Source organism: Mycolicibacterium novocastrense, from assembly GCF_001499835.1.
GTDB classification, from domain to species: domain Bacteria; phylum Actinomycetota; class Actinomycetes; order Mycobacteriales; family Mycobacteriaceae; genus Mycobacterium; species Mycobacterium novocastrense.
In genome coordinates this window covers 51622-65401 of record NZ_LQIH01000005.1, presented here as the reverse complement: position 1 = coordinate 65401, position 13780 = coordinate 51622, and the positions used below count along the sequence as shown (strand labels likewise).

15 protein-coding genes are annotated in these 13780 nt (G+C 65.6%); 2 read left to right on the top strand and 13 right to left on the bottom strand.

What is annotated here, in order from left to right; translation table 11 throughout:
* Positions 1-11 precede the first annotated feature (11 nt).
* Entirely contained in the window at positions 12-1310 is a 1299-nt protein-coding gene (locus tag AU072_RS05775) for an MFS transporter (RefSeq protein ID WP_064412967.1), read from the top strand.
* Between the two features lie 87 nt (positions 1311-1397).
* On the top strand, positions 1398-2732 hold the full coding sequence (locus AU072_RS05770) for an MFS transporter (protein WP_120270959.1): 1335 nt from the start codon (positions 1398-1400) through the stop codon (positions 2730-2732).
* On the opposite strand, the gene AU072_RS05765 is transcribed toward AU072_RS05770, so the two are convergent.
* From AU072_RS05765 to AU072_RS05710, 13 genes are all read right to left on the bottom strand, one after another.
* Positions 2649-3218, bottom strand: a complete 570-nt coding sequence (locus AU072_RS05765) for an isomerase (RefSeq protein ID WP_064412892.1) — start codon at positions 3216-3218, stop codon at positions 2649-2651. The genes AU072_RS05770 and AU072_RS05765 overlap by 84 nt on opposite strands.
* The gene (locus tag AU072_RS05760; RefSeq protein WP_064412965.1) at positions 3218-4444 is read right to left on the bottom strand and encodes a cytochrome P450; all 1227 of its coding nucleotides are present in this window, start codon (positions 4442-4444) and stop codon (positions 3218-3220) included. The genes AU072_RS05765 and AU072_RS05760 overlap by 1 nt, the downstream gene beginning before the upstream one ends.
* Positions 4441-5616, bottom strand: coding sequence for a cytochrome P450 (locus tag AU072_RS05755; protein WP_064412891.1), 1176 nt, complete (start codon positions 5614-5616; stop codon positions 4441-4443). Before AU072_RS05755 ends, AU072_RS05760 begins: the two co-directional genes overlap by 4 nt.
* Positions 5613-6032, bottom strand: coding sequence for a VOC family protein (locus AU072_RS05750; protein WP_064412890.1), 420 nt, complete (start codon positions 6030-6032; stop codon positions 5613-5615). Before AU072_RS05750 ends, AU072_RS05755 begins: the two co-directional genes overlap by 4 nt.
* Positions 6029-7087, bottom strand: a complete 1059-nt coding sequence (locus tag AU072_RS05745; protein WP_064412889.1) for an NAD(P)H-dependent amine dehydrogenase family protein — start codon at positions 7085-7087, stop codon at positions 6029-6031. Before AU072_RS05745 ends, AU072_RS05750 begins: the two co-directional genes overlap by 4 nt.
* On the bottom strand, positions 7080-8129 hold the full coding sequence (locus tag AU072_RS05740) for an NAD(P)H-dependent amine dehydrogenase family protein (protein ID WP_064412888.1): 1050 nt from the start codon (positions 8127-8129) through the stop codon (positions 7080-7082). The genes AU072_RS05745 and AU072_RS05740 overlap by 8 nt, the downstream gene beginning before the upstream one ends.
* Entirely contained in the window at positions 8126-9349 is a 1224-nt protein-coding gene (locus AU072_RS05735) for a cytochrome P450 (protein ID WP_064412887.1), read from the bottom strand. The genes AU072_RS05740 and AU072_RS05735 overlap by 4 nt, the downstream gene beginning before the upstream one ends.
* A complete protein-coding gene (locus tag AU072_RS05730) occupies positions 9346-9783 on the bottom strand; it encodes a hypothetical protein (RefSeq protein ID WP_064412886.1) in 438 nt (145 codons plus the stop codon). Before AU072_RS05730 ends, AU072_RS05735 begins: the two co-directional genes overlap by 4 nt.
* 16 nt (positions 9784-9799) lie before the next feature.
* Positions 9800-10495 (bottom strand): hypothetical protein, encoded by a 696-nt coding sequence (locus AU072_RS05725; RefSeq protein WP_064346478.1) that lies wholly within the window; start codon positions 10493-10495, stop codon positions 9800-9802.
* Complete coding sequence (locus AU072_RS28755) at positions 10480-10608, bottom strand: hypothetical protein (protein ID WP_255361544.1); 129 nt, start codon at positions 10606-10608, stop codon at positions 10480-10482. The genes AU072_RS05725 and AU072_RS28755 overlap by 16 nt, the downstream gene beginning before the upstream one ends.
* A 13-nt stretch (positions 10609-10621) precedes the next feature.
* A complete protein-coding gene (locus AU072_RS05720; RefSeq protein ID WP_064346477.1) occupies positions 10622-11425 on the bottom strand; it encodes a CbbQ/NirQ/NorQ/GpvN family protein in 804 nt (267 codons plus the stop codon).
* Between the two features lie 31 nt (positions 11426-11456).
* Complete coding sequence (locus AU072_RS05715; RefSeq protein WP_064412885.1) at positions 11457-12989, bottom strand: nitric oxide reductase activation protein NorD; 1533 nt, start codon at positions 12987-12989, stop codon at positions 11457-11459.
* 154 nt (positions 12990-13143) lie between these two features.
* Positions 13144-13746, bottom strand: a complete 603-nt coding sequence (locus tag AU072_RS05710; protein ID WP_064412884.1) for a TetR/AcrR family transcriptional regulator — start codon at positions 13744-13746, stop codon at positions 13144-13146.
* Positions 13747-13780: the final 34 nt, after the last annotated feature.

Below are 13780 nucleotides of genomic sequence, written 5' to 3'. Positions count from 1 at the left end.
AATACAGCGGCATGGTTGCGCGCACCGCGGACTCGGAGGCCATTCGGAAAGCCGTTGTCGGCGCGTCGATCGGCAACGCCGTGGAGTGGTTCGACTTCGCCATCTACGGGTTGTTGGCGACCTATATCGCCGAGAAGTTCTTCCCGCCGGGTGACGAGACCGCCGCGCTGCTCAACACATTCGCCGTCTTCGCCGCCGCGTTCTTCATGCGGCCCTTGGGCGGGTTCTTCTTCGGCCCACTCGGCGACCGGATCGGCCGCCAACGCGTTCTCGCGCTGGTGATTCTGCTGATGTCGGCCTCGACTCTGGCCATCGGACTGGTCCCCAGCTACGACGCCATCGGCGTGGCCGCACCGCTGCTGTTGCTGTTCCTGCGGTGCCTGCAGGGCTTCTCGGCCGGCGGCGAGTACGGCAGCGGAGCCTGCTTCCTCGCCGAATACGCCACCGACAGGCACCGCGGCTTCATCGTGTCGTTTCTGGTGTGGTCGGTGGTCGTCGGTTTCCTTCTCGGTGCGCTGACGGTCACCGGTCTCGAAACCCTCCTGTCCGAACCGGCGATGAACTCCTACGGTTGGCGGATCCCCTTCCTGATCGCCGGCGCGCTCGGTGTCGTCGGCCTCTACATCCGGCTGCGGTTGAAAGACACACCGGAGTTCGAGAACCTGCGCGAGCAAGGTGAGGTCGCGACGTCACCGCTGCGCGAGGCGCTGCGCACCTCGTGGCGGCCCATCCTGCAGATCGCCGGCCTGGTGGTCATCCACAACGTCGGCTTCTACATCGTGTTCACCTACCTGCCAACGTATTTCACCGAGACACTCGAGTTCACCAAGGTTGACGCGTTCGTCTCGATCGCCGTCGCCAGCATGGTGGCCATCATCCTGATCCCGCCACTGGGCGCGCTCTCCGACCGGATCGGGCGCAAGCCGCTGCTGTATTCCGGTGCCATAGGCTTCGCCCTCTTCGCCTATCCGCTGTTCCTACTGCTGAATTCGGGCTCGCTGGCCGCCGCGGTCACCGCCCACGCCACCCTGGCGGCGCTCGAGTCGGTCTTCGTGTCGGCATCCTTGGCCGCCGGCGCAGAGCTGTTCGCCACCAGAGTCCGCTCCAGCGGATACTCCATCGGCTACAACATGTCGGTCGCCATCTTCGGCGGGACCGCGCCGTATGTGGCGACGTGGCTCGTCGACCGCACCGGCAATGAAATCGCTCCCGCCTATTACGTGATCGCCGCCGCCGCCGTCACCCTTGCGACGCTGTTGACGATGCGGGAAACCGCGCGGCGGCCGCTGCGAGCGACGGTGCACACATAGCGCACGCGTGGGCGGCGATTTCGGGGTATTTCGTTGCGGTCACCGCAACCGGGTGCACCGAAATCGGGTATGGCACACAATCGAAGGATGTCGACGGTGTCTTCACCGGTCTCGCCGATGCGCGTGGGGCTGGCCAGCTTCATCGGAACAACGGTCGAGTTCTACGACTTCCTCATCTACGGCACCGCAGCCGCGCTGGTCTTCCCGGAGCTGTTCTTTCCGGCCGTGTCCCCTGCGACGGGATTGCTGTTGTCGTTCGCGACTTTTGGCGTCGGGTTCGTCGCCCGTCCTCTCGGCGGTGTGGTGTTCGGTCACTTCGGGGACCGGGTGGGGCGCAAGAAGATGCTCGTCTACTCGCTGCTCGTGATGGGGATCGCGACGGTGCTGATGGGCCTTCTGCCGACCTATGCCCAGGTCGGTCTCGCGGCCCCGATCCTGTTGACCGTGTTGCGGCTGGCGCAGGGTTTCGCGGTCGGAGGCGAGTGGGGTGGTGCGACGCTGATGGCCGTCGAGCACGCTTCGGACCGGCGCAAGGGGCTCTACGGGGCCTTCCCGCAGATGGGTGCGCCTGCCGGGACAGCGTGCGCGACGCTGGCGTTCTGGGCGGTGTCGCGGCTCCCCGACGACCAGTTTTTGGCGTGGGGATGGCGCATCCCGTTCGTGGCCAGCGCCCTGCTCATCGTCATCGGCCTGGTGATCCGGCTGTCGATATCGGAGAGCCCGGACTTTGCGGCGCTGCGGCAGCGCGCACAAGTGGTGCGCATGCCGATCGCCGACGCGTTTCGCAGGCACTGGAAGCAGATCCTGCTGGTCGCCGGCGCGTACTTGTCTCAAGGGGTGTTCGCGTACATCTGCGTGGCGTATCTGGTGTCGTACGGTACGACGGTTGCCGGGATCGGCCGTACGCAAGCGCTTTTCGGGGTGGCCGTGGCGGCGGTGGTAGCGGTCGCCACCTACCCGATGTTCGGTGCGCTCTCCGACCGTCTGGGCCGCAAGCCCGTCTTCCTGGCCGGGGTGATCCTGATGGGCATGTCGATCGGCCCGGCCTTCGCGCTGATCAACACCGGCAGCGCGCTGCTCTTCGGTGTCGCGCTTCTGCTGGTGTTCGGGTTCGCGATGGCGCCGGCCGCCGGCGTGACCGGCTCGTTGTTCAGTCTGGCGTTCGATCCCGACGTCCGCTACAGCGGGGTCTCGATCGGCTACACGCTGTCCCAAGTGGTGGGCTCGGCGTTCGCCCCGACCATCGCCACCGCGCTGTACGCGGCGACGAGGACCAGCGACTCGATCGTGGCCTATCTGGTTGCCGTCTCGGTGATCTCGGCGATATCGGCGTGTTTCCTACCGGGTACGTGGACGCGGCCGGCCGCGGATCAACCGCGCGAACTCGACCGTCGAGCGGCGGACCGACTCCCATTCGAGTGACACCAGCAGCGTGTCGACCATCGCGAACGGCAGGGTGGTCGCCACCGCGCCGCGTCCGTATTCGATGTGCCACGAACCGGGATGGATCGTCAGGCCCCGCGCCTGACCCTTGTCCAGGCATGTGCGTTCACCGGGGAGCAACGTCATCGCGGCGCTGTCGTCGGATTCCAGGTCGTAGGAGTCGATACGTCCGGCCATCAGGAACTTGTGAATCTGCACCCGCTTGTAGCGTCCGGAGAAGCCCTGCGTGCCCGTCGGCGAACCGAAGATCACGATGTACTCGCGCGGACTGAAGTACACGAACCGGACCTTGCCCAGGATTCCGCCTGCTTTGCTCGCCACCCACCGTCCGGGTTCCGCATCAATGAGGTCGGGGTACGCCTCGGCGAGCAATTCGACGGCGCGGCTGGTCAGTTCGCCGGTGGGCAGTCCGACGAGCTGGGCAGCGACGCCGTGCAGCACGTCGGGGTCGATCAGGTAACGCATCAGCCGAACTCTATCGGCAGGCTCGTCGGTCCGCTCATGCCCAACAGCGGCTTCCACGGTGCCGGCCCGGTGACGCGCGGGTTCGGCATGCGTCGCGCGATGATGACCAGGGCCTCGCAGAGCTCGCGTCGGGCGAGGTTGGCACCCAGGCAGTAGTGTGCGCCGCCGCCGAAGGTGAGGATCGGTGGCGGATCGGCACGGGTGATGTCGAAAAGGGTCGGATCATCGTAGATGGCCGGATCGCGGTTGGCCGCGTAGGTGTTCACGATGATGAATGTGCCCGCGGGGAAGGTGTATTCACCGATGGTGACGTCGTGAATGGCGCTGCGCACGGTGCTGCACATCGACGGCGAATGTCGCATCGTCTCTTCGACGGCGCACATCGCGAGTCCGGGTTGGTCGCGCAGCAGCTCCCATTGCTCGGGATGCTCGCACAACACCTGCATGGACGCCGCCAGTTGGCTTCGGGTGGTGTCGGTGCCCGCGATCAGGATGCTGAACGCCAGCATGCGAAGCTCCCCCGCGTTGAGTCGGTCGCCGTCGTCTTCGGTGCGGATCAGCTCGGAGAGCAGATCGTCGGTGAGGTCCTCGCGCCGATGGGTGATCATCTCGTCGATGTAGGCGTCGAATTCGTCCCACGCCTTGAGGACCACCGGCTCTTCCTCGGCCAGATCGCAGTCGAAGCTGACGATCTTGAAGATGTCCTCGGCCCACCGGGAGAACCGCTGCCAATCCCGGCGGGGCGCGCCCAAAAGCGCGCAGATGACCGGGATCGGGTACGGCCTGGCGATGTCGTCGACGAATTCGCACCGGCCGCGGGCGTCGACTCGGTCGATCAGTTCGTTGACCACGGTGTGGATGGTGGGGTCCATGCGCGCCGTCCCGCGTGGCGTGAATGCCTTCGACACCAACCCGCGCAATCGGCGGTGCTCCTCGCCGTCCATATTCAGGATGCTGCGGGTCACCCTGTCCCACAACTCCCCTGAGGTGATCCCATGTGCGGACAGGTGTATGCCCTGCGGGATTCCGAAGCGCGGGTCACGCAGAACGGTCCTGGCCAGTTCGTAGGACAGCACCTCCGGGCCGATCGGGCCGAGCGCGATCGGCGCTTCCTGCTGCGCCGCGCGGAACTGAGGGTAGATCTCCTGGGGGGTCGCTGTGATGTCGTAGGTCAGCGTCGGCAGTCCGGCGTCGAAGACGCTGGGTTTGGCCGCTCCGAGGGTCATGGCGCCGTCCCCGCGCGGATCCTCAGGGGGAGCTCTCGCAGCGAGCAGGTCGCCGAGGGCCACGTAATCTCCGGGACGTAGCCCTCGATCAGGTCGAAATCCGATATGCGCGTAAGCCATTCGGTTACCACCAGCCTCAGCTCCATCCGGGCCAGGTGGGCTCCCAGGCATCGGTGCGGACCGCCACCGAAGCCCCAGTGCTTGTGCAACTTGCCGTCCATCACCAGGTCGTCGCCGGAGTGGGGATCGCTTCCGTCACGGTTGATCGCGCCGACACAGAGTCGAACCTGTGATCCGGCCGGCAAGGTGACGCCCGCGACGGTCACCGGCCGGGTGGTCACGCGCCCGAGCACCGGCGCCGCGGGCTCCAACCGGATCACCTCCTCGACGAACGCGCCGACGTGGTCGGGGTTCTCGCGCAGGTGCCGGCGCAGATCCGGGCGACGGGCCAGCTCCAGCATCGCGGCGCCGATCGAGGCGGTGACGGTGTCCAGGCCCGCGAGGACGAACACCAGCGACATCCCCGTGGCTTCCGCGTCGGACAGCGCATCCTCGCCGTGGAGCACGTCGGACAGTATGCCCACCTGTGGCGACTCCCGCTGTGTCTGAACGGCTTCGGTGAGATAGCCGAAGAGTTCGGCTGCCGGGGTCAGGTCCACGCTGTTGGGATCGGTCGCCAGGCTGACCGCGATGATCGCGTCCTTCCAGGCGATCAGCCGTTCGCGGTCGTCGAGCGGAAGGCCGAACAGGGTGAGGAAGACCTGCGAGGGATACGGGATCGCGAGATCGGCCATCACTTCACACTCGGAACGGCCAGCGATCTCGTCGATGATGTCGATCACCTGCGCCTGCAGCGACGGCAGCAGCGCGCTCAGCGTCTGGGGGCTGAAGTACGGATGCAGGAGCCGGCGGTAGCGGGTGTGTTCGGGAGGATCGAACCCCAGCGGCACCAGGGGCACCGGGCTGATCATGTCGTCGTAGTCGGTTCTCGACGAGAACGTTTCCGGATCGCGCAGTGCGGCAAGCACATCCTCGCGGCGGGTGAAGTAATACCAGCCCTCGCCGTAGAGCAGCGGGCCGAGGTCGCGCAGCTTGGCCCAGCCCGCACCGCGGTCCCGCGCCATCGGCAGGTCCTCGTAGAGGACCTGCGTCAACCCCGAACCCTCGCTCATGACACGTTGGTGGCCAGAAACGTCAGCGGAAGACCCAGGACCGACAGGTCGATCTCGTCGAGATACGAACCCTCTCCGGAGAAGCCCTGGCGGAAGCGGGTGGTCGAGCCGTAGCGCTGCGCGACCGATTCCGCCGCCGAGGCGTCGGGCACCCGCAGCACCACCGTGTAGACACCGTCACCCCGACGCTCGAGGAAGTCGTTGACGTAGTTCGCCACCGAGGCCGTCGAGCCGGGAAGCGGGCTGATCAGCTCGATCCCCCGGTTCCAATCCAGGTGGACGCGTACGCCGAGTTCGGTCAGTTCGGCTTCTTCGAATGCGAAGCCGAGGTCGGCGAACAGCGACGCCATCGCGACCCGCCGTTCCGGTGCCACCGCGAACACGACGTGGTGCAACTGCAGTGGTTCGGCGGTCATTTCCGGACCAGTCCACGCGGGCGGACGAGGCCGAGGTCCAGGTGGGTCAGCCAACCGGGCGGGCCGTCGCAGACGTCGGGAATGGCGTTGATGGCACCCATCGCGGTCCACGTGTAGCCCGGGTGTGTCATGGTCCCGTCCGCTGCCACCAAACCGTGCATCGTGAGTTCGGTGGGCGGGTCACCCTCGATGACGATGCGATAGCGGGTCCTTCCCCAATCCCACGCGGGGTCGAGTTGATCGGGGCCGGCGGTCAGGTAGATGGCGTGGTACACGATCAACGGGTTGCCGTCGACCCAGGCGGTCCACTCGTGGTGTTGTGCGGCAACCGTTCCCCGAGGGATCGCGCCTTCGTCGTGGGCGATGTCCTCGGTGGCGACGGCGGCCTTCACGTCCGCGGCGGTCACGTCGTCGATGGTCACCCCGAGACCGTCGGCGACCATGTGCATCGACTGCGCGAAGAACGGCACACCCAGACCGAGAATCGTTGGCTCCGAGAGGAACTGGCCCTTGTCCTTGCCGAACCCCATCCAGTCGATGTGGTCCATGGGGGCATCGGTCAGCACATTGACGACTTCCCATACCTCGATCCTGTCGACCCTGCTGGCGACGCGGGCAAGCGTGAGCGGAAGTATGTCGCCCGCGTAACCGGGATGGATGCCACCGGCGTGGAACGATGTGCCGCCGTCCTGACATGCCGCCCGGATCTTGTCGCCGCCCTCGCGAAACCGTTCGGTCGGATGGAAGAAGCCACTGGTGGTGACGACGTTCTTGCCCGAGCGCAGGAGCCGACACACGGTGTCGACGTCCATGATGATCGGCGTGTAGAACACGCAGTCGGCGTCGAGTGCGACCATCGCCTCCACATCGTCGGTCGTGGCCACTCCGGTCGGTCCGATGCCTGCGATCTCACCGGCGTCCTTGCCGACCTTGTCCTTGCTGTGCACCAACACGCCGACGAGGTCGAATATCGGGCACTGCGTGAAATGTCGCACTCCGACTTGACCGACGTCGCCCGTCATCCACTGAATGACCCGGTACGTTTTGTCAGGCATTGAGCACTCCCCTCGGAAGCAGAAGCGGCAGATCGTTGTACGTGGCGATGCCGGGAGGTGCGGCCACGACGGCGGGTATCGCGGTGATCGCCGGCATCGCGACAATCGACAGGCCCAGCATGATGTAGTCGTCCAACGTCTCGCCGACGAATCCCTCGGGTGGAAGGAAGCTCAGGGTGGTCTTGATCGTCGGCGTGCCCTGAACCTCCACGGTGTAGCCCATGTCGAGTTCCCAATCCGGTTCCAGGGTCTGCCCCTTGCGCCACCGACCGCGGATCTCGACGACCTCCTTATCGCCGATGACGCCTTTCCAGGCGACGTCCACCCCGGCGACACAGCCTTTCGCGATCAGCCAGTCCCCGGGCAGGTGTAGGTCTTCGGTGGTCTGGGCGTAGGCGACGTCGCACCGGACCTCGTCGAGTTCGACGCCGAGCGCGTCGGCCACGAGAAGAACTCCGTCGCGGAAGATCGCCGAGCCCTTTTCGGTGATCGACTTCAGTTCCGGCAGATCGATGGGATACCCGAAGCCCATGGGCTCTTCGGTGGCGGGCGAGTTGTAGATGGTGGTGTCGATGGCCTCCACGACCGAGACCTTGTCCACACGTTCCGACAGCCCGGCCGAGATGACGGCGAACAGTTGGATGAACCCCGGGTTGATGCCGCTGCCGAAGATGGTTGAGCCGCCATCCCGACAGGCCCCGACGATGCGGTCGCGGTCATCGCCGAAGAAATGTCCGGTGATGAACTCGGACGTGGAGACGATGTTGATGCCGGCGCTCAGTATTCGCACCATGTCGTCGACGTCGGCGAACATCGGGTTGTAGACAACGCAATCCGGCTCCAGCGCCACCAGTGCATCGATGTCATCGGTCGCGGACACGCCGAGCGCGTCGATGCCGCACAGCTCCCCCACATCGCGGCCGACCTTGTCCTTCGACCACGCGTAGCACCCGACCAGCTCCAGGTGCGGGTTCAGTGCGACAGCGCGGACGGATCGCTTGCCGACATTTCCCGTCGTCCACTGAACGATCCGATACGTCATGCCGCGGACCGTTCGGCGGGGCTGAAGACGACGGGCACCGAACGAAAACCGCGCGTGACCGAACTTCCGTGAAAGTGTGGCGAAGCATCCGGGTCGATGGCGAGATCCGGCATCCGCGCCAGCACCTGCTCGATGCCGATCTGCAACTCCAAGCGCGCGAGATTCGAACCGAGGCATCGATGGACACCCGCACCGAATCCGAGATGGCGGTTCTCGCGACGGTCGAGGATGCACCGGCCGGCGTCTCGGAACTCACGCTCGTCCCGGTTCGCGGAGGCGTAGTTGACGATGACCGACTGGCCGGGGCGGAACGTATGCCCTCCCAGCTCAACCTCTTTCGCGACCGTTCGGGGAATTCCGTGTATCGATCCCCCGAACCGGATGAACTCCTCGACGGCGCGGGGCAGCATCTCGCGGTCCCCGGCCAACCGGTCGCGTTCCGCCGGGTGAGTGGCCAGGTGATGAAAGGCGAATGACATTGCATTGGCGGTGGTCTCGAGGCCCGCTTGCACCAGTAACATCGCGTTGGAGACGACATCGGCGAACGGCAGCTTCTCACCGTCGATCTCGGCCGACAGCAGCACATCGATCATGTCATCGTGCTCCGGCTCGGTGCTGCGCGCTGCGACCGCGTCGTGGATGTGTTGATAGAGCCCGCCCCATGCCGCCATGCGCGAGTCCTCGGTCGCCCCGTTGAGCGCGGTGTCGGTCAGCTCGATGCACAGCGGGACATCGTCGATCGGCATACCGAGTAGGTATTTGAAGAACACGACGCCGGGCTGCCGCCAAGCCACCTCGGCCAGATCTCCTGCGCCTTGCTCGATGAAGCCGTCGATCAGCCGGTCCGTCTCCTCACGTATCTGAGGTCGAAGCGCCTTCATCCGAGCCGGCGAGAAGTACGGGTTGAGCACCTTGCGGAACTTCTGCTGCCGCGGGGGATCCAACGTGATGACCAGGTCGCCCGCGAGGTGCTCGGAGGCCTCCGGTGTCGGATTGCTGGAGAAGTGCTGCCAATCCTGCAGGATCTTGTAGCACTGCTCGTAGCGCACCGCGACCCATGCGCCGCCGGGCGTCGCGCTCAGGAACGGCGAATCGGTATGGGCGAAGGGCGCGTTTCGGCGCATCACCGCGTACACGTCGTAGAGGAACTCCTCATCGTTGAAGTCCTCGTGGCGCAGATCCCAGTTCTCCGCGTGCTGCTCCGGCGACCTTCGACTCACGGGGCCGAATCCTGCTGCTGTTGCGCCGCTTTGCGGGCTTCGCTCTCCTCGTGAATGCGCACCAGTTCGCGGAATCCGATCCGGTCGTACTTGGGAACCGGTTGGATGCCCCACTCGTCGCGCGCGGTGTCCTTGCCTTCGGCGCCTTCCGGGGGCCCGAGCATCGGGTACGGGACCTTGCACTCGAGCGTGTCGTCGGAATAGCGGACCTTGAGCAAACCGCTGCAGATCTCGGTCAGGCTCAGGGTCGGGTAGCCGTACCACACCGCCATGAACGGCAGTGTGAACGCTCCCTCGATGACAAGGGCGATGAGGCAGACGAGCACCGCGCGCTTGATGTACTTGTGCATGCGCGCGTAGTAGGGCGTGGTGCCCGGGGGCAGATCCTCTGCGGGGTCTTTTTCGTCGGTGGACGAGGACGGTGAAGGCGTCATGGTGTGCTCCTGGCGTTCAGTCGGAGAAGATTTCGCGATTGACCGTGTGCAGATACGGGATCGCGAGGAACGGGGTGATGTAGAAGATGTCGTAGATCCACCAGCCGATGACGGGGAACAGCACACCGGCGTAGCGGGCGTCGGCGTACATCGTCATGTTGAACACGTAGGCACACCAGATCACCACGCCCATCCAGCAGGTGATGATCATCCACTGGTGACCCCACCGCTTCATCTGCAGAAAGCCGATCGCCGCCGCGCACCGCATGGCGAAGACGGTGAGGATCAGGCCCGCGACATACGCCTTCTCGCCGGGCACCGCGGATCCGCCGACCCAGGGTTCGTTGTAGTGCCAGAAGTACGCGGCGTCGAACATGTGGCCCCAGCCGATCATCAGCACGCGGTTGATCAGCGTGTGGTTGGCCACCAGATCCAGCGCCCAGCCCAGGCTGTTGAGCATGCCGTCGATCAACACCAGGTAGCCGATGAGGGTGACGATCATCGGCCGCACCGACAGCCCGGCGCGCGCGGCCTGGCGTTGCAGCCAGACTCCGCGCATGAAGATCGGGAACCCGATGAGGCCGGGCGCCCACATGCCCATCAGTGCGGCACCGATGATCATCCACTTGTCGGCCCGGCGTTGCGCGAGCCGGGATTCTTCGTGGTGGTCCTCGAGACTGACTGTCGCCGTGGTGGTCACAGCGACCACCATCCGCGGTCGAAGGACATATAGAGCTGGATCAGGAACATTGCCAGCAGATAGCCGTAGATGACGATCTGCAGGATGATGAGCGCCTTCTTGCGCTGCTTCTCCTTCGGGTCCACGCGGGACTCCTTCCTAGCGTGTGGAATTCGGGTTGTCAGCCGTGGTCAGGCTGGCCACTGCCACTTCACGTAAGCCGTCGGTGACCGCGCCGTCACTGGAGAGCGGCGCAAGGATGCACGCTTCGGCGGCATCTAATTCCGTTGCGCCGGCGGCGACCAACTGCGCGGCGGTGACGAGGACACGCGTTGACGGCGGCTCGAAGTGGAACGCCTCATCGGCGGTGCGGATCGCGGTGGCGCAGGCGACCAGTCGTCGAGCGGTCGCCAACTCGATGCCCGCCTCCGCGACGATCACCTCGGCCTCACGGTCCGGTGGAAGGTAGGTCATCGGAAGCGTGACAAAGCGCTGGCGGAACGACGGTTTGAGCTCCTTGAGCGAACTGCGGTAGGCCGGGTTGTAGGAGCACACCAGCATGAAGGTGTCGGGCGCTCGGACCACCTCGCCGGCGCGGTCGAGATAGAGGGCGCGGCGATGATCGGTCAGAGAGTGCAGGATGGCCAGCGAGTCGTGGCGGGCCTCCACCACCTCGTCGAGATAGCAGATCGCGCCGGCCTTCACACCCCGGGTGAGCGGCCCGTCGGTCCACACGACGTCGCCTCCGGTCACCATGAACCGGCCGACGAGGTCCGAGCTGGTCAGGTCGTCATGGCAACTGATGGTGACGACGGGCCTACGCAGCAGCGCCCCCATGTGTTCGACCAAGCGCGTCTTACCGCACCCGGTCGGACCGGTCAGCATCACCGGCAGCCGCTGGTGGTATGCCTGCTCGAACAGCTGAACCTCGTTGCCGTTCGAGTAGTAGGTGTCGGTTGTCACGATGGATGCAGCTCCTTCGGGTGGTGATGGTTCATGCGGCGACCAGTTCGCGGTGCACGTGTGCAAGGACGCGCGGGAGGTCCTCGACCCGTCGTATGCGTTGGGATCGCCGCGGTCCGAAGACCTCTGGCAGCGGGTCCACCCGGGTGGGCCCGACGCCGACGTAGTAGATGGACACTCCGGCTTCGGCGGCTTCTTCGACCGCGTGGGCGGCGTCGGCCCATGCGTAGCGGCCTTCGTAGCCCTCGTCGGAGATCAGGCCATCTCCTATGACGATGAGCAGTCGCCGCTCGGAGGGCTGCGCGAGCAACCGGCTCGTGAGGTGCCTCAGGGGTGCGCCGAGCCTGGTGTAGCCGCCGGCGGACAGTCCCAGCCGGCTCGGCGGCACGAACCGCCGGTCCTCGAAGTCCTTGAGGCAGTTCACCTCGACACGGTGGCGGGTGTTGCCGGTGAACATGAAGATGCCGTGACGCTCCCGCGCATGCGTCATCGCCCGCGACAGCGCGTCAGCACATGCCAGCTCCAGCTTGAAGACCCGGCCCCCGTGCACACCGAGCGACGAACTGCCGTCCAGCAGAAGCGCGGTCGCGACGTCGCGGCTGCTGGGCAGGAGTTCGCGGAAGATACGCGGTTCGACGGCCTCACCGGTGGTCAGGTCGATGTAGTGGCGCACGTACTGTTCGACGTCCAGATCGGAACCGTCCTCGAGACGGTTCGTCATCGCGCGATGGGTGTGCTCGGTGAACCACTTCCGCAGGTCCGCCGACGCCGCGCCCGGCTGGCGGTCCCGGCTGGGATGGGGGCGTTCCAGGACCGCCACGTGGTCTCGCATGAAGCTCTTGGTCCATGCGTTCCACTCTGGATACGGAATGCCGGGCCGGTGCTCGGGAGTGACGTCCATATCGTTGTCCTGCGGCCGGCTCGGCGGGGGCAGGTTCGGGTTGCGCACACCGCCGTCGCCGCCGACAGGAACGGAGTACGGGCGCGGCAGGCGTTTCTGCGTCGTGGTCCACGGCATCCGGCCGAAGGTGCGTCGCATCTTGTCGGACAGGCTCTGCGGCACCGTGTAGGCCGACGGCAACCTGCCGACCACCGACGGCACCGACAGCGGATCGCTCGTGCGCGCCAACGAGATTGCGCGGTTGAGCATGGACTCGACGGTGGTGTCCTGCGGCAGCGCTTCAACATTCGGCAACAGGCGCCGCATCTCTGCCAGCAGCCCCGGCCAGTTGGCGCCAACCCACCCGAGCGCGACGCCGGCCTCGACGAGCGTCAGTGCCCGGAGCTCGCGTGCGGACAATTCGTTGATCCGGAACTCGACGACCCGATCCTTGGACGGCGAACATTGCAGAGCCACACCGCAGGTCAGTGTTCTGCGCGTCCAGTCGCGGCCCAGTGACGGGTACGGCACCTGCACGTAGTCCAACGATCCGCTCAGGCTGAACTGGCGGTGCTCGCCGGTCACCAGGCGCACACCCTCGCGACGTTTGTCGCTCAGCGCGACGGCGGTCACGGCGCAGCTGCGTTCGATCGCCATCGCGTGCGCGTCGGACAGTTCGGTCATCGTGGCCCTAGAACGTGCCCAGACTCGAGAACATCCAGTACCAGAACCAGATGACGAGGGCGGCTCCGCCCCAGGCGCCGACGTATCGCAATATCTCCCAGATCCAGGCCCACACTGTGCACTCCTCTGTCGTGTCGTCGTTTGTGCGATCGGGTCATCGCACCTCCAGCCCATGAACGGCGGTCGCCACGAGCTTGGTGAGCATCGTGTCGCGCGTACCGGGGTTGTCCGTGGTGGTGAGCACCCCGTAGATGCCGAGCAGGAAGAACGTTGCGCTGTAGAACGCGTCGACCTCTAGATGCACCTCACCATCGCCGCGCGCCCGCTCCAGCTCGCGGACGAGCAAGACGATGACCGGGTGGTCGGTCCACTCGTCCTTGTGTGGACGGGTAGGTGAGAAGTGCAGCGCCAGTATCTCTTTGAACAGTATCGGGCCGAACCGCTGCTCCAGGCCGGTGACCAGATCCACCAGCTCGGTCAGGGTGGCGGCCAGATCATGACGCTGCTGCAGGAAACCGGCGAACTCGTCCGCGATCCGCGATTCCTCACGGCGCTCCAACTCCAGGAGCACATGTTCCTTGCTCGGGAAATGGAAGAAGAACGTCCCGTGTGCGACCTCTGCGGCCCTCGCGATCGAGTTGACGTCCGCCCCGGCCATACCGGCACGCGTGAACTCGGTGATCGCCGCGGCGAGGATGCGCTCCCGCGTCTGCAGCCGCCGCGCTTCACGCGTCGACGCGTTCGCCTGTGCCGTCATGATTCGCTATTTGTAACGTAGTTACTGACCCAAG